The organism is Pseudomonas sp. NFACC05-1 (assembly GCF_900100135.1).
Taxonomy (GTDB): Bacteria; Pseudomonadota; Gammaproteobacteria; order Pseudomonadales; family Pseudomonadaceae; genus Aquipseudomonas; species Aquipseudomonas fluorescens_Q.
Map to the genome: position 1 here is coordinate 371,472 of NZ_FMTR01000003.1, position 17,900 is coordinate 389,371.

Sequence of the window (17,900 nt, forward strand, 5' to 3'; positions counted from 1 at the left end):
TGCTCTGGGCAATAAGTCGGTATGCGCGCGATGCAGCGCGGAGGCCGGTAAACCCCCAGGATTTCGATTTCAGGGAGAGACTCGGTTATGGACAGGACGACAAAGATATCGACATCACGGCCGGCTATCGGGCCTTCTGCGTTGACAGTCTCAGCGCAGGCCCGGGCGGCGATCAAATCCCAGCGACCGCGATGTATTTGGCTGACCGGTTTGTCCGGCGCGGGAAAGTCAACATTGGCCAATGCGTTGGAAGTACGCTTGCACGAGCTAGGCCTCCACACCTGCCTCCTTGACGGGGACAACCTGCGCCAGGGGTTATGCAGTGACTTGGGCATGAGTCCCGAGGCGCGCAAGGAAAACATCCGACGAATCGGTGAGGTGGCGCGATTGATGGTCGATGCTGGACTGATCGTCATTGTCGCGGCCATTTCCCCGTTTCGGGCTGACCGTGAGGCCGCACGGCAATTGTTCGCCCCGGACACTTTTCTCGAAGTCTATGTGAGCACGCCTTTTGACGTGTGTGCCAAACGAGATCCAAAAGGACTGTATCGGGAGGCGCGCGCGGGTAGGCTCAAGAATTTCACCGGGCTCGACAGTCCATACGAAGTGCCGCTGACACCCGCTTGCGAAATCGACACCGACAAGCTGGAGCTGGGCCAGGCCTGCGACCGGCTGTGGGCGCTATTGCACGACTAACGCATCCCGTCACCGCCATAGAAGAGCCTTGCGCCAACCCTGTGCTAATATCCCCGCCCTGTTCATTTTGTATGTGGGATGCTCCATGAAGTTGTCCATGCCGCGATTCGATCAAGCCCCTGTATTGGTGGTCGGCGATGTCATGCTCGACCGCTACTGGCATGGCGGTACCTCACGAATTTCCCCTGAGGCGCCGGTACCGGTGGTCAAGGTCGAGCATATCGAGGATCGTCCCGGTGGTGCCGCCAACGTTGCCTTGAACATCGCCGCCCTCGGCGCGCCGGCTTCCCTGGTGGGCGTGACCGGCGACGACGAGGCTGCCGACAGCTTGACCAACAGCCTCAAGGGCGCGGGCGTACGTGCGATATTCCAGCGTGTTGCGCACCAGCCGACCATCGTCAAGCTGCGGGTCATGAGTCGTCACCAGCAACTGTTGCGCATCGATTTCGAAGAGCCGTTCGCCACCGACCCCCTGGCCCTTGGTGCCGAGGTCGACAGCCTGCTCGAAGGCGTCAAGGTCCTGGTGTTGTCGGACTACGGCAAAGGCGCGTTGAAAAACCACCAGGCGCTGATCCAGGCCGCGCGTGCCCGTGGCATTCCGGTCCTGGCCGATCCCAAGGGCAAGGATTTTTCCATCTACCGTGGCGCCAGTCTGATCACGCCGAATCTCAGCGAATTCGAAACCATCGTTGGCGGTTGTGTCGATGAGCACGAACTGGTGAGCAAAGGCGCCCAGCTGATGCAAGACCTCGATCTCGGCGCCTTGCTGGTGACCCGTGGCGAGCATGGCATGACCCTGCTGCGCCCCGATCACCCGGCGTTGCACCTGCCGGCCCGTGCCCGTGAAGTGTTCGACGTGACGGGGGCCGGCGACACCGTGATCTCCACCCTGGCCGCCGCCATCGCCGCAGGGGAAGAACTGCCCCATGCGGTAGCCCTGGCGAACCTGGCGGCCGGCATCGTTGTTGGAAAACTGGGTACGGCGGCGATCAGCGCCCCGGAACTGCGCCGCGCCATCCAGCGCGAGGAAGGCTCCGAGCGCGGTGTGCTGGGCCTGGAGCAACTGTTGCTGGCCGTTGACGACGCCCGTGCCCACAACGAAAGAATCGTTTTCACCAACGGTTGCTTCGACATCCTGCACGCAGGCCACGTGACCTACCTCGAGCAGGCCAGGGCCCAAGGTGATCGTCTGATCGTCGCGGTCAATGACGACGCCTCCGTCAGCCGCCTCAAAGGGCCGGGGCGGCCGATCAACAGCGTCGACCGACGCATGGCGGTCCTGGCCGGCCTGGGCGCGGTGGATTGGGTGATCAGTTTCAGCGAGGGCACGCCGGAAAACCTGCTGCGCGAAGTCAAGCCGGACGTGCTGGTCAAGGGCGGTGACTACGGGATCGACCAGGTTGTGGGCGCGGACATTGTCACCGCCTACGGCGGCACAGTGAAGGTGTTGGGGCTGGTGGAAAACAGCTCGACGACGGCGATTGTGGAGAAGATCCGCAACAACTGAGTTTGGCGATTCAATTGGCGACGAAAAGACTTTGTGGCGAGGGGATTTATCCCCGTTGGGGTGCGAAGCGCCCCCATTCAAAGCTATCTGACATACCGCGTTGTCAGGCTTTGGGGGCTGCTGCGCAGCCCAGCGGGGATAAATCCCCTCGCCACAGGTTAGGTTCGACTAGTTGTTCTTTGTCTTAACGAACTACCTTGCGCGGCACGATCTTCTTGAGCAATTGCCGGGCCTTGCCCTTGAGTCGAGTCAGGCCTGACTCCTTGCCCGGTGGCGTCAGCCCTTGTTGGCGCAGCCAGTCCTTCCAGCGAATCCGCTCGTCTCGCACCAGCCAGCCGTCCTGCTTGGCAAAGCTCTCCGCCAGGTACAGCCCACGCGTGCTGGCCGGGTATAGCTGGTCCTTTTTCAAGGTGTACAGCTCGGGCATGGGTTGGCCGTCCTGTAGCGGCATCAAGTAGAGATCAGGTCGCTTGCGGTCCAGGCGCGCCACCAACTGGTCGCCCTCCAAACGCTCATCGACGTGAAACAGGCTCAGGGACTTGGCTTCCTTGGGCACATCCAGGCGCAAGTCATAGATCAATTGCAGCGATGCCGTCGGCAGATGCACGTAGGCCCGTGGTCGCTCGATCAGTTGCAGGTTGGCGCTGCGCACCGGGCGGGCGGAGCCCGAGAGGGGTGTCAGCCGAAACGGCAAGGCTTCGCGGTAATGCAGGGCCGTGGCGTAGGGGGCCGGCAGCCAGGTGTCGTTGAAACGCCCGCCAAGCCAGCCTTCCGGGGTTTCCAGCAGGCATTCTTCGGCAATTTCGCTGATGGCGGTAAGCAGTGGCAGGTTCAACTCGTGGGCTGGGACGTAGCCGGAAATCAGCTTGAGCACCACATCGCCGCGATCCTGCCGGCGCTGGCGCACCAGTACCCAATAGTCGCGGTTCTGCCAATGCAGGGTCAGGCGCACAGAAACGCCCAGGTTTGCCAACTCCAAGGAAAAGCGTTCGGTATCGGCCACGGCTACCGGGCGGCGGCGCTGCAAGGTCTGGGCGAAATTCAGCGGCATGCCGACGCTCTGGTAAGTCAGGCCTTCGGGTGTCGCTTCGACGAACAGGGGCAGGGTCTTGAAGTTGCTGGGATTCTTTCTGATGAGCGTACGCGGCATGTCGGCTCCTTCCTTAAGGCCGCGTAGGGCGGCGTCAGTTTTTACGCAGGACCTTGGCTACGGTCGCGACGTTGTGGGCGAGGTGCAGCGGATTGATGGTGCCGACAATAGCACTGGCGACCCCAGGATGCTCAAACAACAGTTCGAAGCTGGCGCGAACCGGGTCTACCCCGGGGCTCAGGCAAACGTGGCCGCTGGCCAGGGCCTTTTTCACCAGGATCGCTTTGCCGTGTTCGCTGGCGTAGTCAATGACAGCCTTTTCGTTTCGTTCGTTCAGATTGTAGGTGACCATCGCACAATCGCCTTGCTCCAAGGCTTTCAAGCCACCGTCGACGGTCTTGCCGGAAAAACCGAAGCCGCCGATCTTGCCCTCGCGCTTGAGCGCCGCCAGGGTCGGGTAGACCTCGCTGTCGTTGAGGATCGCCAGGTCGTTGCCGTCGGAGTGCACGAGCACCAGGTCGATATAATCGGTTTCCAGGCGCTTGAGGCTGCGCTCCACCGAAAATCGGGTATGGGCGGCGCTGAAGTCATGGCGTGACTGGCCGTCGCTGAATTCTTCGCCGACCTTGCTGACGATCACCCAGTCCTGGCGTTGGCCGCGCAGCAGCGGGCCGAGGCGTTCTTCGCTCAGGCCATAGGCCGGCGCGGTGTCGATCAGGTTGATACCCAGGTCGCGCGCCAGTTTGAGCAACCTGCGTGCTTCGTCGTCATCGGGGATCTGAAAGCCGTTGGGGTATTTGACGCCTTGGTCGCGACCAAGCTTGACGGTCCCCAGGCCCAGGGGGGAGACCCGCGGGCCGTCATGGCCCAGGGGGCGATAGAGGTCATGCAGGGTCGGTTGGCTCATGGCAGCAGTTGCTCCCAGGCAGGGACGCCCATCGGCGGCTTCGGCAGGTCCGGCAGTGGGGCCGGGTGGCTTGGCTGGATGCCATCGCGCTGCAAGGCATCGACCACCCGATCGGCGAAGTCCGGGGCCAGGGCCAGTTTGGTCGGCCAGCCCACCAGCAGGCGATCCTGCTCGGCGAGGAAGGCGTTGTCCGGGCGGGTCAGGCCCGACTGCAACGGTTCGGCGCGGTCCACCCGCAGCGTGGCCCATTGCGCAGTGCTCAGGTCAATCCAAGGCAACAACTGGCCGAGTTCTTTCTGGGCGGCGGCGATCTGTGCGGCAGGCTCGCGGGTCACGCCATCGCCTTCGGCCAGATCGCCACCCACGTACCAGACCCATTGGCCATCGGCCGCCGGATGAGTGGTCACGGTGACGCGCGGCTTCGGGCCGCCGCCCAGGCAATGGGCGTAGAGCGGCTTGAGGCTGGGCCCCTTGACCAGGACCATGTGCAACGGTCGGCGCTGCATGGCTGGCTGGTCCAGGCCCAAGGCGTCGAGCAGGTCGGCGGTGCCGCCCCCGGCGCTGAGGACAATGCGTTGCGCGCGAATCTCGCGGCCATCGACCTTGAGTCCGATCAGCTCGCCACCTTCGCGCAGCGGTTCGATGTGTTGCCCGGCCAGCAAGCTGTCGCCGGCCAGTTCCGCCAGGCGTGCGATCACGCTCGGCACGTCCACCACCAGCTCGGCCAGGCGATAGACCTTGCCCTTGAAGCGTTTGTCTTGCAGGGCCGGCGGCAACTGGTCGCCCTTGACCTGGTCGACCCGCCCGCGCACGGCCTTGCTGGCAAAGAAACTGGTGAGGTTGCCGGCCAGGGTGCCGGGGGACCAGAGGTAATGGGCGTCGGACAGCATGCGCACGCCGGACAGGTCCAGCTCACCTTCACCTTTCAGGGCTTCGCGCCAGCGACGCGGCATGTCGGCAATGGCTTCCGAGGCACCGGTCAGGGCGCCATGCAAGGCGTACTTGGCGCCGCCATGGATGATGCCCTGGGATTTGACACTCTGCCCGCCGCCGAGGCTGGCGCTTTCCACCAGCACGGTCGAAAAACCCTGGCGCCGCAGGCGTGCATTCAGCCAGAGGCCGGCGACGCCTGCGCCGACAATCAGAATGTCGGTGGAAATAACGGATGGCATGAGCGACCTCAGTGTTCAAGACGAGGGCGCAGTATACAGACTCGGTGCAGAGGGAATTTGTTGACGATCAACATCGGCAGCGTGCAGGGAAAGCTTTTGTGGCGAGGGAGCTTGCTCCCGCTGGGTTGCGCAGCAACCCCATTTTTATGGGCGCTTCGCACCCAAGCGGGAGCAAGCTCCCTCGCCACAGAGGTGTTCCAGCTCAAATGATCAGTGTGTTTTCAGTGCCCGGCCGTCTTGGAAAACAGCTGGATCACCACCACCCCCAGCACGATCAACGCCATCCCCAGCATCGCCGGCACGTCCAGTTTCTGCCCATAGATGAACAACGCCGCGACACTGACCATGACGATCCCCAGCCCGGCCCAGACCGCATAGGCCACGCCCACCGGTACGGTGCGCACCACCAGCGTCAGCATCCAGAACGCGGTGGCGTAGCCGACGATGACCAGCAGCAAAGGCAGGGGTGTGCTCAGGCCCTTGATCGCTTTCATCGAAACGGTGGCGATCACTTCGGCGCAGATGGCGATGGCCAGGTAGTAGTAGGCGTTCATAGGCGGTTCCTCTTCGACGGTTGCGTCTTTCGATGGGGCCATTCTAGAGATAGGTCAGATGCGGTAAAGTCATTACCTATCTGTAATCAAGATAGGTTGAGCCATGAACGTTCAGTGGAACCTGGAGCAATTGCGGCTGTTCGTCGGGGTCGCCGAGAAGCGTTCGTTTTCCGCCGTGGCCCGGGATCAGCGCAAAGCCCAATCGGCCATCAGCAGTGCGATTGCGTTGCTGGAGACGGATTTGGGCGTGAACCTGTTCGAGCGCAGCAGCGGCCGTCAGCCCAGGCTCACCGACGCTGGCGCAGCCTTGCTCGAAGAGGCCAGGGAAGTGCTGCGTCAGTGCGAGCGTCTCAATGGCCGGGCCCTGGCCCTGATGCGCGGGCAGGAAGCGTCGCTGCGCCTGGCCCAGGACGAAGCCATGCCCTATCAACCGGTCATCGACAGCCTGGCGGCCCTGGCCGAGCAATTTCCTACCCTCGAAGTGCAATTGGCCAGCGCCGCCCAGGGCGACGTGGCGCGCAAACTGGTGGAGCGGCGCGCCGACCTCGGCTTGCTGTTCTATCACGACCAGATCCCCGAGGCCTTGGAGCGCCGGGTGCTGGGCAGCGTCGAGATGGTGACGGTGTGCGGCAGGGGCCACCCACTGGCGAACCATGATTATGTGACCTGTCGGGAAATGGCTCGGCACCGCCAGTTGTTGATGGCCACCCAGTCCAGCGTCTATCCCGGCAGTGAACAGGCCAGCCCGCAGGTCTGGCGAGCCGACAGTTTCTATGTGTTGGCCGAATGGCTGAGGAGCGGCCTGGGCTGGGCCTGGTTGCCTCGGCATGTGGTGCAATACCCGGCCTACCTGGGCGACATGGTCGAGCTCAGCAGCGAATGGACCCCGCCGGCCCTGGTGGTGGAACTGGTCTGGCGCCGCGATGAACCCCTGGGCCCGGCCGCGCGTTGGCTGGCGGAACGTTTTGCCGTGCAGTTGCAGGCGATTGGCTGAAAAACCGATAAACTCCGCCGCCATGAACAGAACTCTCTATAGCGCATTGTTTTACCTGGGGCTGCCACTGGTAGCGATTCGGCTGTGGTTGCGGGCCCGCAAGGCGCCGGCTTATGCCCGGCGCATTGGCGAGCGGTTCTCCTGGGGGCTGCCGGTCATGCTGCCGGGGGGCATCTGGGTCCACGCGGTGTCGGTGGGTGAGAGCATCGCCGCCGCGCCCATGATCCGCGCCTTGCTGCAACGTTATCCACAGTTGCCGATCACCGTCACCTGCATGACGCCCACCGGTTCGGAGCGGATCCGGGCGTTGTTCGCCAACGAGCCGCGCATCCAGCATTGCTATTTGCCTTACGACTTGCCCTGCGCCGCCAAGCGTTTTCTCGACCGGGTCCGGCCGTCCCTGGCGGTGATCATGGAAACCGAGCTGTGGCCCAATCATATTCACCAATGCGCCAGGCGCGGCATTCCCGTGGCCCTGGCCAATGCGCGGTTGTCGGAGCGTTCGGCCCGGGGTTATGCACGCTTTCCCAAGCTTACCCGGCCGATGCTCGCCGAGATGAGCCTGTTCGCCGTCCAGACCGACGCCGAAGCCGAGCGTTTCCGTCAGTTGGGCGCCCGGGTAGAAACCGTCGAGGTCACCGGCTCGATCAAGTTCGACCTGACCATCGACCCGCAACTGCTGGAAAACGCCAGCGCCTTGCGCCGCCAGTGGCAAGCCACGGAGCGTCCGGTGTGGATCGCCGCCAGTACCCATGAAGGCGAGGACGAAGTGGTGCTGGCTGCCCACCGTCGGTTGCTCGACAGCTACCCCAATGCGTTGCTGATCCTGGTGCCACGTCATCCCGAGCGATTTGATGCCGTGCACCAGCTGTGCGAAAGCGAAGGCTTCGCCACGGTCCGGCGTTCCAGTGCGCAACCCGTCACTGCCCAGGCCTCGGTGCTGCTGGGCGACACCATGGGTGAGCTGCTGTTTCTCTACGCATTGGCCGACAGTGCGTTTGTGGGTGGCAGCCTGGTGCCCAACGGCGGGCACAATCTGCTCGAACCGGCGGCGCTGGCAAAACCGGTACTCAGCGGGCCGCACCTGTTCAACTTCCTCGAAATCGCCGCGCAACTGCGCGCCGCCGGTGCGCTGGCGGAAGTGGAAGATGCCGAAAGCCTGGCCCTGGCGGTGCAGCGCCTGTTCGAACTGCCCCGCGATGCCCAGCGCATGGCCGAGGCGGGGTTGAAGGTGATGCGCAGCAACCAGGGGGCGTTGCAGCGGTTGCTGGCGGGGTTGGGGCGGTTGCTCGACTGATCACGAGCAGCCCACCTTTTTTGAACTCGGAGCACGCTTTTGTGGCGAGGGGATTTATCCCCGTTGGGGTGCGAAGCACCCCATTCTCAAACGACTGACACACCGCGCTGTCAGGTTTTAGGGCTGCTGCGCAGCCCAGCGGGGATAAATCCCCTCACCACAAAAGCTTATTGCCACACACTATCTCTCTACGTTACTGCGCTGGCCGCGAGCGCAACTGCTGCGCCGCTGCCTGGGCCAGGTCCGGCGGCAGGAAGTCGCGGTCCGGGTTGTAGTCGGGCTTGAGATAGCGCGACAGGTCTTGCAGGTCCGCCGGGCTCAACGTCCCAGCCGCCTGCTTGAGGCGCAGGTTGTCGAGAATGTAGTCGTAGCGGGCGTTGTTGTAGTTGCGCACCGAGGTGTACAACTGACGCTGGGCGTCGAGCACGTCGACGATGTTGCGGGTGCCCACCTGGTAGCCGATTTCCGTGGCTTCCACCGCGCTCTGGTTGGAGATGATCGACTGGCGCCGGGCCTGGACCTGCTCCACGTCGGTGTTCACTGCACGGTGCAGGTTACGGGTGTTTTCCACCACCTGCCGGCGCAGGGCTTCGCGTTGCTGCTCGGTCTGGGTGAGTTGCGAGTAGGACTCGCGCACCTGGGAGCTGGTCAGCCCGCCGCTGTAGAGCGGGATACTCAGCTGCAAACCGATGGTGCGTTGCTCGGCATCGCCGCCGTAGCGCTGTCCGGTCGGGTTCGGGTTGGTGAAACCGAGGCCGTCGTTGTCACCTTTTCTGTACTGGGCTATCGCATCGAGGGTCGGCGCATGACCGGCCTTGCGCTGGCGCAGCGTATCCTCGGCGGCGGTCACGGCGTAGTTGCTGGCCAGTAAATTCAGGTTCTGCTTGGCTGCCGTATCTACCCAGGCCTTGGCATCGTTTGGTGCCGGCGGCAGGATTGGCAAGGTGTGGACGATACCTTGGAGCGAGTTGTACTGGCGGTTGGTCAACGTGATCAAGGCTTCAAAGGCGTCGTCGACCTGGCGCTGGGCGAGGATCCGATTGGCGCGGGCGGTGTCGTAGCTGGCCTGGGATTGCAGCACGTCGGTCTTGTCCGACAGGCCCACGTCGAAGCGCTCGTTGGACTGGTCGAGTTGACGCTTGAATGCCGCTTCCTCGGCCTTGGTCGAGGCCAGGTTGTCCTGGCTGCGCAGCACGTTGAAATAGCTCTCGGCGCTCTGCAGGATCATGTTCTGTTCAGTGGCCGACAGTTGCAGCGACGCTTGCTCGTCAACTGACTTGGCAGCCTGTAACTGGAACCAGCGATCGGCACGGAAAATCGGCTGGGACAGCGTGGCCTGGTAAACCGTGGAACTGCGGGTGGCGGTCATCGCCGGCTGGTCGAGCTCGGTACGGGTGTTGTTCAGGTCGGCACCGGCCGAAAGGTTCGGCAGCAACCCGGCACGCGCCTGGGGCACCACTTCCTTCTGGGCGCCGTACTGGGCGCGAGCCGCGGCCAGGTCGGCGTTGTTGTCCACCGCTTCCTGATACACGCTCACCAGATCGGTTCTGGTGGTCAAGGGTGCTTCGGCAGCCCAGGCCATTCCATTGGACGCACAAGACACGGCAAGGGCCAGTGAGAGTTTGCGCAGCATGAGGCGTTCCCTACTTCTCAGATGATTGCGCACAAGAGGCGCGGCGTAGCGAGTGTAGTTGCGCCTGCGCGCCGCAACAATCCTGTATATGCGCCATTCATCACGCCTTTTGCCCTGGCGATGGCGTTCTCTCGTGGTTGTGTCTAGACTGGCCGGGTTCTTGTCGGGGTGCCTTGCTATGAGGCTGAGATCGAATAATTTCGGATCCCGTTGAACCTGATCAGGTTAGCGCCTGCGTAGGGAACAAGATTTCTCGTCACCCGGCGAGTCCTCTTGTGCTTCGTCCGGGATGTTGTTCGACCATCGACTTTCGATTTTCGAACATGCTCGAGCAGCAAGCACAGCGTCCGCACTTTCGTGCAGGGACGCGTCCATTCGTTACAGGTTCGCTCCGACAAAAATCCACTGCCTGGATGTGTGTCTGGAGAGCCCGTGATGACGACAAAATCAAAAAACGCGACCAACCTCAGCGATTCGGCCAAGGTCGATGAGCAATCGGTCCAGCCCTTTACCCGCTCGCAAAAAATCTATGTCCAGGGCAGCCGCCCGGATATCCGCGTGCCCATGCGCGAAATCAGCCTTGACGTGACCCCCACCGACTTCGGCGGCGAAATCAACGCGCCGGTCGTGGTGTACGACACCTCGGGCCCCTACACCGACCCGAACGTGATCATCGACGTGCGCAAAGGCCTGGCCGACGTGCGCTCTTCGTGGATCGAAGCCCGTGGCGACACCGAGCGTCTTGCCGGCCTGAGCTCCAACTTCGGCCAGGAACGCCTGGCTGATCCCGAGCTGACCAAACTGCGTTTCGCCCACGTGAACAACCCGCGTCGCGCCAAGCCGGGTGCCAACGTCAGCCAGATGCACTACGCGCGCAAAGGCATCATCACCGCCGAGATGGAATACGTCGCCATCCGCGAAAACATGAAGCTGGAAGTCGCCCGCGCCGCCGGCCTGCTGGACCAGCAACACGCCGGCCACAGCTTCGGTGCCAGCGTGCCGAAAGTCATCACCCCGGAATTCGTCCGCGATGAAATCGCCCGTGGCCGCGCGATCATCCCGGCCAACATCAACCACACCGAACTGGAACCGATGATCATCGGCCGTAACTTCCTGGTGAAGATCAACGGCAACATCGGCAACAGCGCGCTGGGTTCGTCCATCGAAGAAGAAGTGGCGAAGCTGACCTGGGGCATCCGCTGGGGTTCGGACACGGTCATGGACCTGTCCACCGGCAAGCACATCCATGAAACCCGCGAGTGGATCATCCGCAACTCGCCCGTGCCGATCGGTACCGTGCCGATCTACCAGGCCCTGGAAAAAGTCGGCGGCGTGGCCGAAGACCTGACCTGGGAGCTGTTCCGCGACACGCTGATCGAACAGGCCGAGCAGGGCGTCGACTACTTCACCATCCACGCCGGCGTGTTGCTGCGCTATGTGCCGATGACCGCCAAGCGCGTCACCGGTATCGTCAGCCGTGGTGGTTCGATCATGGCCAAGTGGTGCCTGGCGCACCACAAAGAGAACTTCCTCTACACCCACTTCGAAGACATCTGCGAAATCATGAAGGCCTACGACGTCAGCTTCTCGCTGGGCGATGGCCTGCGTCCGGGCTCGATTGCCGACGCCAACGACGAAGCGCAGTTCGGTGAGCTGGAAACCCTCGGCGAGCTGACCAAGATTGCCTGGAAGCACGACGTGCAATGCATGATCGAAGGCCCCGGCCACGTGCCGATGCAGTTGATCAAAGAGAACATGGACAAGCAGCTCGAGTGCTGCGACGAGGCGCCGTTCTACACCCTCGGCCCACTGACCACCGACATCGCGCCGGGCTACGACCACATCACCTCCGGCATCGGTGCGGCGATGATCGGTTGGTTCGGTTGCGCCATGCTCTGCTACGTCACGCCGAAGGAACACCTGGGCCTGCCGAACAAGGATGACGTGAAGACGGGGATCATCACCTACAAGATCGCCGCCCACGCAGCCGACCTTGCCAAGGGTCACCCGGGCGCGCAGATCCGTGACAACGCCTTGAGCAAGGCGCGCTTCGAGTTCCGTTGGGAAGACCAGTTCAACCTCGGCCTGGACCCGGATACCGCCCGTTCGTACCACGACGAAACCCTGCCGAAGGACTCGGCCAAGGTGGCGCATTTCTGCTCGATGTGCGGGCCGAAATTCTGCTCGATGAAAATCACCCAGGAAGTGCGCGAGTACGCGGCCAACCAACGCATCGAGGCGGTGGACGTGGACGTTGCCCAGGGCTTGGCGGAACAGGCCGAGCGGTTCAAGCAGGAAGGAAGCCAGCTTTACAAGAAAGTGTGATCCGGGCGGTGCTTGCAAAAGCACCGCTCACCCTGTGTGGCGAGGGAGCTTGCTCCCGCTCGGCTGCGAAGCAGCCGCAAAACCTGCACCGCGATTCTGACTGACAGGACGCGGCGTTTGGTATTGGGTCTGCTTCGCAGACCAGCGGGAGCAAGCTCCCTCGCCACAAGGGGGGATCTGCGACCCAAAACAATAATCTCCCTTGAGAATCTCTGTGAACATCCAACCCAGCACCTACTCCCCAGACACCGCGGTCCCCCTGGACAAACGTGTCTTCGGCGCCCGCGATCTGTTTTCCCTGTGGTTCTCCCTGGGCATCGGCCTGATGGTCTTGCAGGTCGGCGCCTTGCTCGCGCCGGGCCTGGGCCTGAGCGGTTCGTTGCTGGCGATTTTCCTCGGCACGTTGGTGGGCGTCCTGTTGCTGGCGGCCGTCGGCGTGATCGGCAGCGACACCGGCCTGTCGGCCATGGCGGCCCTCAAGCTCAGCCTCGGCGGCAAGGGCGCGAGCGTGCCGGCGGTGTTGAACCTGCTGCAGTTGATCGGCTGGGGCTCGTTCGAAATCATCGTCATGCGTGATGCCGCCAGCCTGCTCGGTGCCCGAGCCTTCAGCGAAGGCAGCCTGGGCTCCAACCCACTGCTGTGGACGCTGTTCTTCGGCGCCCTGGCGACCCTGCTTGCGGTCAGCGGGCCGCTGACGTTCGTGCGTAAAGTCCTGCGCAAGTGGGGCATTTGGCTGCTGCTGGCGGCGTGCATCTGGTTGACCTGGAACCTGTTCGCCAAGGCTGACCTGGCGGCGTTGTGGGCCCAGGCAGGCGATGGCTCGATGCCGTTGGCGGTGGGGTTTGATATCGCCATTGCGATGCCGTTGTCCTGGCTGCCGCTGATCGCCGACTACTCGCGCTTCGGCAAACGTGCCAGGAATGTCTTCGGCGGTACTGCCGTGGGATTCTTCATCGGTAACTTCTGGCTGATGAGCCTGGGCGTGGCCTACACCTTGGCGTTCGCGCCGAGCGGTGAAGTCAACGCGTTGCTATTGGCCTTGGCTGGCGCCGGGCTGGGCATTCCGTTGCTGCTGATTCTGCTGGATGAGTCGGAAAACGCCTTCGCCGACATCCACTCGGCGGCAGTGTCTAGCGGCATGTTGTCGGGGCTGAAGGTCGAGCACCTGGCCTTGGCGATTGGCGTGCTCTGTACCTTGATCGCCTGCTTCGCGCCGTTGGCGCAGTACCAGAACTTCCTGTTGCTGATCGGCTCGGTGTTCGCACCGCTGTTCGGCGTGGTGCTGGTGGATCACTTCATCCTGCGCAAGCGCAGCAGCCAAGTGGTATCAGCCGCATTGCGCTGGCCGGCCCTGTTGGCCTGGTTGGGTGGGGTGAGCACTTATCACTTGCTGGCCAACTTCCATCCAGACATCGGCGCAACCCTGCCTTCGCTGATTCTGGCAGGGTTGCTGCAACTGTTGCTGGGCCGGGCTTTCAGCTACGGCCGGGGAACAGCTCGGGCTTGAGGATGCCATTGAGGCGTGGGTAAGCGATCTTCAATTCGATGTGGCCCAGGGCGTACGGGGCGATGGTGCTCACTTCGTACTTGAGGATCACCCCGCCGTAGGTCAGCGCCACGTGTGGGGTTTTCTGGAAGGACCACTGTTTCAGGAACTCGGGTTCCTGATCCAGCTTGGTGCTGATCAGCCAACTGTTGTGGGCGACCTGGGCGGCTTTCCAGAAGGCTTCCTCCTGGCCCGGCAGCAGCATGTCCGACAGCGTCAGAACCTTGTGTTGCTGGCGCGAATAGTTGATGAAGCCGCGGCCCGGCGTGCCGTGGGCGCCGCCGGTGTCCAGGTAGCTGGACAGTTCGATGATCACCAGGCCGTCATGTTGCTCACGTACCTTGGCCTGCAAATAGCTGCTGTTGCGGGGCGCGGCGCTGCGCAGGAACTGCTCGCGATAGGCGGCAAGCGTCGGTGCAACCGGGGCGTCCGGGGTGGTGCGGGTCATTTGCAGCAGGCGTTTTTCGACGATGCCGTCCAGGGCCGGCTCGGTGGGAAAGTGCAGGGTATCGATGTTCACCAACGGGCAGTCGGCACTGGCGCATCCTTGTTGCAGTTGCTCCGACGCATCGCGGGTGGTTTCCAGCGGTGCGCGGTAATTGGGTTGGAACAGGCTTTGGCAAGCGCCCAGGGTCAGGGCAATGGCGGCCACGGAGGCAGTTTTGAAAAGCGACATGGGCGTCCTTCATGGAACAGGGAAAGGCGAAAAGTTACCCGCTTCGACTGCCAGCAGGACAATCAGTTCGCCACTAAGCTCATTAGAGTTCTTTCACCTTCTGCCGTCCATCCCGATGAGTGGAAAGGGGCTGCATCAAAGGGTACGGGCGCGTTAGGATGGCGCGAAGCCGAGGTTGGAACCTCGTATTGATCCATTGCACACGAGGATTGTCATGACCGATTTCGCCAACGCCGCACCGAGCACCGTGGACATTGTCAAGCGCGAGAGCTGCTTCCAGGGTTTCTACAAACTCGATCGTGTGCACTTGCGTCACGAATTGTTTGCCGGTGGCATGAGCCGCGAAATCAGCCGTGAATTGTTCGTGCGCCATGACGCGGTGTGCGTGTTGCCCTACGACCCGCAGCGCGATGAAGTGGTGTTGATCGAGCAGTTTCGCGTCGGCGCCATGGACAAGGTCGCCAACCCTTGGCTGGTGGAGTTGGTGGCCGGCCTGATCGACAAGGACGAACAACCGGAAGAAGTTGCTCATCGTGAAGCGCAGGAGGAAGCTGGGCTTGCCTTCGCTGCGCTTTGGCCGATGACCAAGTATTTTCCATCCCCGGGCGGCAGCGATGAATTCGTCCATTTGTACCTGGGGCGTTGCGACAGCACGGGGGCGGGCGGGCTGCATGGCCTGGAGGAAGAGGCGGAAGATATCCGCGTCAAGGTCTGGTCTTTCGAAGATGCCCTGCAAGCTGTGCGCGACGGACAAATCTGCAATGCACCGAGCATCATCGCCCTGCAATGGCTGGCCTTGAACCGCGAGGAAGTGAGGGGGTTATGGTCCTGAACAAGCTGCGCGATCGCTATCGCGTCGATCTGGTGGGGTTGCAGGCCGCCTGCGAGGCCAACTACGCCCGCCTGATGCGCTTGTTGCCGGACATGCGCAACGACCCGGCGCCGCGGCGTATCGCCGTGACCCACGGCGACCAGATGCTCGGCGTGCTGGCCCTCGAAGTGCTGCAGACCTGCCCGTACACCACGACCTTGCAGGTGCGCCAGGAGCACAGCCTGCCCTGGCTACCGGTGCCGCAGCTGGAAGTCCAGGTCTATCATGATGCGCGCATGGCCGAAGTCGTCAGTGCCGAACATGCGCGACGCTTTCGCGGCATCTATCCTTATCCCAATGCGTCAATGCACCAGCCGGACGAAAAGGCCCAGTTGAACCTGTTCCTGGGTGAATGGCTGAGTCATTGCCTGGCGCTGGGCCACGAGTTCGAAGTCGTTCGGTAGTTGTCGTTCAAATACTGGACACTGGTTGTGAACCGGTTCCGGTTCGCGGGTTTCCCCTTTCGATCTTCCCCAGCATAATTGCGGCGTCATCCAACGGCGTGAGTGCGCCTGGGAGAGAGCGATTTGCCGAACGTATCCATCCTGACCACCGCTGATGCGGCGTTGCTGGTCCAGCTGTCCGACAGTCACCTGTTTGCCGAGGCCGACGGTTCGTTGCTGGGCATGAATACCCGCGACAGCCTGCGGGCGGTCGTTGACCTGGTGCTCGAGCAGCAGCCGAAGATCGATTTGATGCTGGCCACGGGGGATTTGTCCCAGGACGGAACGCTGGAGTCCTATCAGGCGTTTCGGCAGATGAGCGGGCGAATCGATGCGCCGGCGCGCTGGATTCCGGGTAACCATGATGAGCCGCAGGTCATGCTTGAAGCGGCGGTCAAGAGCACGCTGCTCGAACCGGTGGTGGATATTGGCAACTGGCGCGTCACTCTGTTGGATTCCGCCGTGCCGGGTTCGGTGCCGGGGTTTTTGGCTGAGGAGCAGTTGATTCTGTTGGCCAATGCGTTGAGTGAGGCGCCGGAGCGGCATCATCTGGTGTGTCTGCATCATCATCCGGTGTCGATTGGGTGTGTGTGGATGGAGCCTATCGGGTTGCGTAATCCTGAGGCGTTGTTTGCGGTGTTGGATCGGTTTCCCCAGGTGCGCGCTGTTCTGTGGGGGCATGTGCATCAGGAGGTTGACCGGGTGCGCGAGGGGGTTCGTTTGTTGGCTTCGCCTTCGACTTGTATTCAGTTTGAGCCGGGGAGTGAGGATTTTGCGGTGGGCTCGCAGGCGCCGGGGTATCGGTGGTTGCGGCTTTGGCCGGATGGGCGGTTGGAGACGGGGGTTGAGCGGGTGGTTGGGTTTGCTTTTACCCCGGACTATGAGTCCGACGGTTACTGAGGTTTGATTGAGTACATATCCATTTCTGCGGTAACGGCCACTTAAGGTTCCGCCCTTACGGCGTCTCACTTTTGAGAAGCGCAAAAGTAAGCAAAACGCTTTTGCCCCACCACTTGGTGCCTCGCTAGGGCTCGGCATGCCCTCACTCCGGCATTGCTCCGTGGGCCCGCCGCGAAGGGCCATCCATGGCCCAGCGCGGCTATCCCGGCATCCATGCCGGGATGCCCACTCCACAATGCCTACGTTCGGCCATCGTGGTTAACGGGGCGCCGAGATCAACGTCCGCCGCGAGGCGGCCTTATAGCCGGCCTGGTTCTTGATGGGGACCGCGTTTCCCCCGTGGGAGCGAGCCTGCTCGCGAAGGCGGCGGTACATTCAGCATTGATGCAAGCAGACCCACCGCTATCGCGAGCAAGCTCGGCTCCCACAGGGATCGGCGGTGGACACTGATCTTATAAACGACCAAAAAACTGTGTGGGAGCGAGCTTGCTCGCGATGGCGGCCTGACAGCCGACCAGGGGTTGTGGGAATGGTCGGACGCCCTTCCTGGTTCAAGCAGATTTTTCCGACGAGCCCTGGCGGTTGCCGGGTGGGAAGGGCTGTCGCTAACCTTTTCCTGTCGCTGAAAATTCAGCGGCCAGGCCTGGAAACCTGAAAAAAAAAGGAGCTTTATTTCAATCCTAATGGAGCGCCAACATGTCTGAAGATAACTCTGGGCCAACAAAAAACGATTCCATTTCTCCCGAAGCCAGCCAGATTCCCCCGATACTTGATGAAGCCGCCAAGCGCGTTATCGACCACTATCTCGACCCCAAACCTCAAGCCAAAAAGAAAAAGCCCTCAGGTCAACTGTTCACCGTCGTGGACGGCGTCGACACCGAAAGCCTACTGGCCAACCTCAGCGAAACCCTGGCCTCAGCCGATGCCATGGTCAGCGACCTTGCCTTCGACCTGAAAGGCTCGCGACGCCATGTTGCCCTTGGCATTCAGCAACTGATCGAGCTGGGCGCCTTGTTGGCGAATCGGATGCTGGACAACGTCAATACACAACCCTGACCGCACCGCGCGCAAAAGCGAGCAAGCTTCCACTGGAGAAACGCGATTACCCTAAGCCAGGTCGGCTCTCAGGCCGCCTCGCGGAGGACGTTGATCTCGGCGCCCCGTTAACCACGCTGGCCGAACGCAGGCATTGTGGAGTGGGCATCCCGGCATGGATGCCGGGATAGCTGCGCTGGGCCATGGATGGCCCTTCGCAGCGGGCCCACGGAGCAATGCCGGAGTGAGGGCAC

General features: G+C 62.4%; 16 protein-coding genes and 1 riboswitch. Of the genes, 10 read left to right on the plus strand and 6 right to left on the minus strand.

The features are described from left to right. Positions 1-87 precede the first annotated feature (87 nt). Positions 88-696, plus strand: coding sequence for an adenylyl-sulfate kinase (gene cysC, locus BLO97_RS07975; RefSeq protein WP_063323215.1), 609 nt, complete (start codon positions 88-90; stop codon positions 694-696). Positions 697-781: 85 nt separating this feature from the next. Continuing rightward, entirely contained in the window at positions 782-2,203 is a 1,422-nt protein-coding gene (hldE, locus tag BLO97_RS07980) for a bifunctional D-glycero-beta-D-manno-heptose-7-phosphate kinase/D-glycero-beta-D-manno-heptose 1-phosphate adenylyltransferase HldE (RefSeq protein WP_063323214.1), read from the plus strand. A 184-nt stretch (positions 2,204-2,387) separates the two neighbouring features. On the opposite strand, the gene BLO97_RS07985 is transcribed toward hldE, so the two are convergent. The 4 genes from BLO97_RS07985 to BLO97_RS08000 all read right to left on the minus strand — a co-directional run bounded on the left by BLO97_RS07985 (position 2,388) and on the right by BLO97_RS08000 (position 5,926). Continuing rightward, positions 2,388-3,353, minus strand: a complete 966-nt coding sequence (locus BLO97_RS07985; protein ID WP_092222397.1) for a metal ABC transporter ATPase — start codon at positions 3,351-3,353, stop codon at positions 2,388-2,390. Between the two features lie 34 nt (positions 3,354-3,387). After that, entirely contained in the window at positions 3,388-4,200 is an 813-nt protein-coding gene (locus BLO97_RS07990; RefSeq protein WP_092146667.1) for an aldo/keto reductase, read from the minus strand. Continuing rightward, positions 4,197-5,372: an NAD(P)/FAD-dependent oxidoreductase gene (locus BLO97_RS07995; RefSeq protein ID WP_092146665.1), complete on the minus strand. Its 1,176-nt coding sequence runs from the start codon at positions 5,370-5,372 to the stop codon at positions 4,197-4,199. Before BLO97_RS07995 ends, BLO97_RS07990 begins: the two co-directional genes overlap by 4 nt. A gap of 221 nt (positions 5,373-5,593) precedes the next feature. Then, entirely contained in the window at positions 5,594-5,926 is a 333-nt protein-coding gene (locus BLO97_RS08000; RefSeq protein ID WP_046065574.1) for a DMT family transporter, read from the minus strand. A gap of 103 nt (positions 5,927-6,029) precedes the next feature. Between BLO97_RS08000 and BLO97_RS08005 the strand changes: the two genes are divergently transcribed. After that, entirely contained in the window at positions 6,030-6,920 is an 891-nt protein-coding gene (locus BLO97_RS08005) for a LysR family transcriptional regulator (RefSeq protein ID WP_092146663.1), read from the plus strand. A 22-nt stretch (positions 6,921-6,942) separates the two neighbouring features. After that, entirely contained in the window at positions 6,943-8,217 is a 1,275-nt protein-coding gene (waaA, locus tag BLO97_RS08010; protein WP_092222399.1) for a lipid IV(A) 3-deoxy-D-manno-octulosonic acid transferase, read from the plus strand. A gap of 193 nt (positions 8,218-8,410) precedes the next feature. Here the strand turns inward: waaA and BLO97_RS08015 are convergent, their stop codons facing one another. Continuing rightward, positions 8,411-9,850, minus strand: a complete 1,440-nt coding sequence (locus tag BLO97_RS08015) for a TolC family outer membrane protein (RefSeq protein ID WP_092146659.1) — start codon at positions 9,848-9,850, stop codon at positions 8,411-8,413. Positions 9,851-10,004: 154 nt separating this feature from the next. Beyond that, positions 10,005-10,110: riboswitch (TPP riboswitch) on the plus strand. A gap of 175 nt (positions 10,111-10,285) precedes the next feature. Between BLO97_RS08015 and thiC the strand changes: the two genes are divergently transcribed. Together thiC and cytX are read left to right on the plus strand one after the other, a co-directional pair. Then, positions 10,286-12,175 (plus strand): phosphomethylpyrimidine synthase ThiC, encoded by a 1,890-nt coding sequence (thiC, locus tag BLO97_RS08020; protein WP_092222401.1) that lies wholly within the window; start codon positions 10,286-10,288, stop codon positions 12,173-12,175. Positions 12,176-12,389: 214 nt separating this feature from the next. Next, complete coding sequence (cytX, locus tag BLO97_RS08025) at positions 12,390-13,682, plus strand: putative hydroxymethylpyrimidine transporter CytX (RefSeq protein WP_092146655.1); 1,293 nt, start codon at positions 12,390-12,392, stop codon at positions 13,680-13,682. Here cytX and BLO97_RS08030 read toward each other — a convergent pair. After that, a complete protein-coding gene (locus BLO97_RS08030; RefSeq protein ID WP_072340089.1) occupies positions 13,651-14,397 on the minus strand; it encodes a DUF3298 domain-containing protein in 747 nt (248 codons plus the stop codon). The genes cytX and BLO97_RS08030 overlap by 32 nt on opposite strands. Positions 14,398-14,611: 214 nt before the next feature. Here BLO97_RS08030 and BLO97_RS08035 point away from each other — a divergent pair, with 214 nt between their 5' ends. The 4 genes from BLO97_RS08035 to BLO97_RS08050 all read left to right on the plus strand — a co-directional run bounded on the left by BLO97_RS08035 (position 14,612) and on the right by BLO97_RS08050 (position 17,667). Continuing rightward, the gene (locus BLO97_RS08035; protein WP_092146653.1) at positions 14,612-15,229 is read left to right on the plus strand and encodes an NUDIX domain-containing protein; all 618 of its coding nucleotides are present in this window, start codon (positions 14,612-14,614) and stop codon (positions 15,227-15,229) included. Next, positions 15,220-15,672: a DUF1249 domain-containing protein gene (locus BLO97_RS08040; protein ID WP_003186471.1), complete on the plus strand. Its 453-nt coding sequence runs from the start codon at positions 15,220-15,222 to the stop codon at positions 15,670-15,672. Before BLO97_RS08035 ends, BLO97_RS08040 begins: the two co-directional genes overlap by 10 nt. Positions 15,673-15,795: 123 nt before the next feature. Then, positions 15,796-16,611, plus strand: a complete 816-nt coding sequence (cpdA, locus tag BLO97_RS08045; RefSeq protein WP_092146649.1) for a 3',5'-cyclic-AMP phosphodiesterase — start codon at positions 15,796-15,798, stop codon at positions 16,609-16,611. Between the two features lie 696 nt (positions 16,612-17,307). After that, the gene (locus BLO97_RS08050) at positions 17,308-17,667 is read left to right on the plus strand and encodes a DUF6124 family protein (RefSeq protein WP_092222411.1); all 360 of its coding nucleotides are present in this window, start codon (positions 17,308-17,310) and stop codon (positions 17,665-17,667) included. Positions 17,668-17,900: the final 233 nt, after the last annotated feature.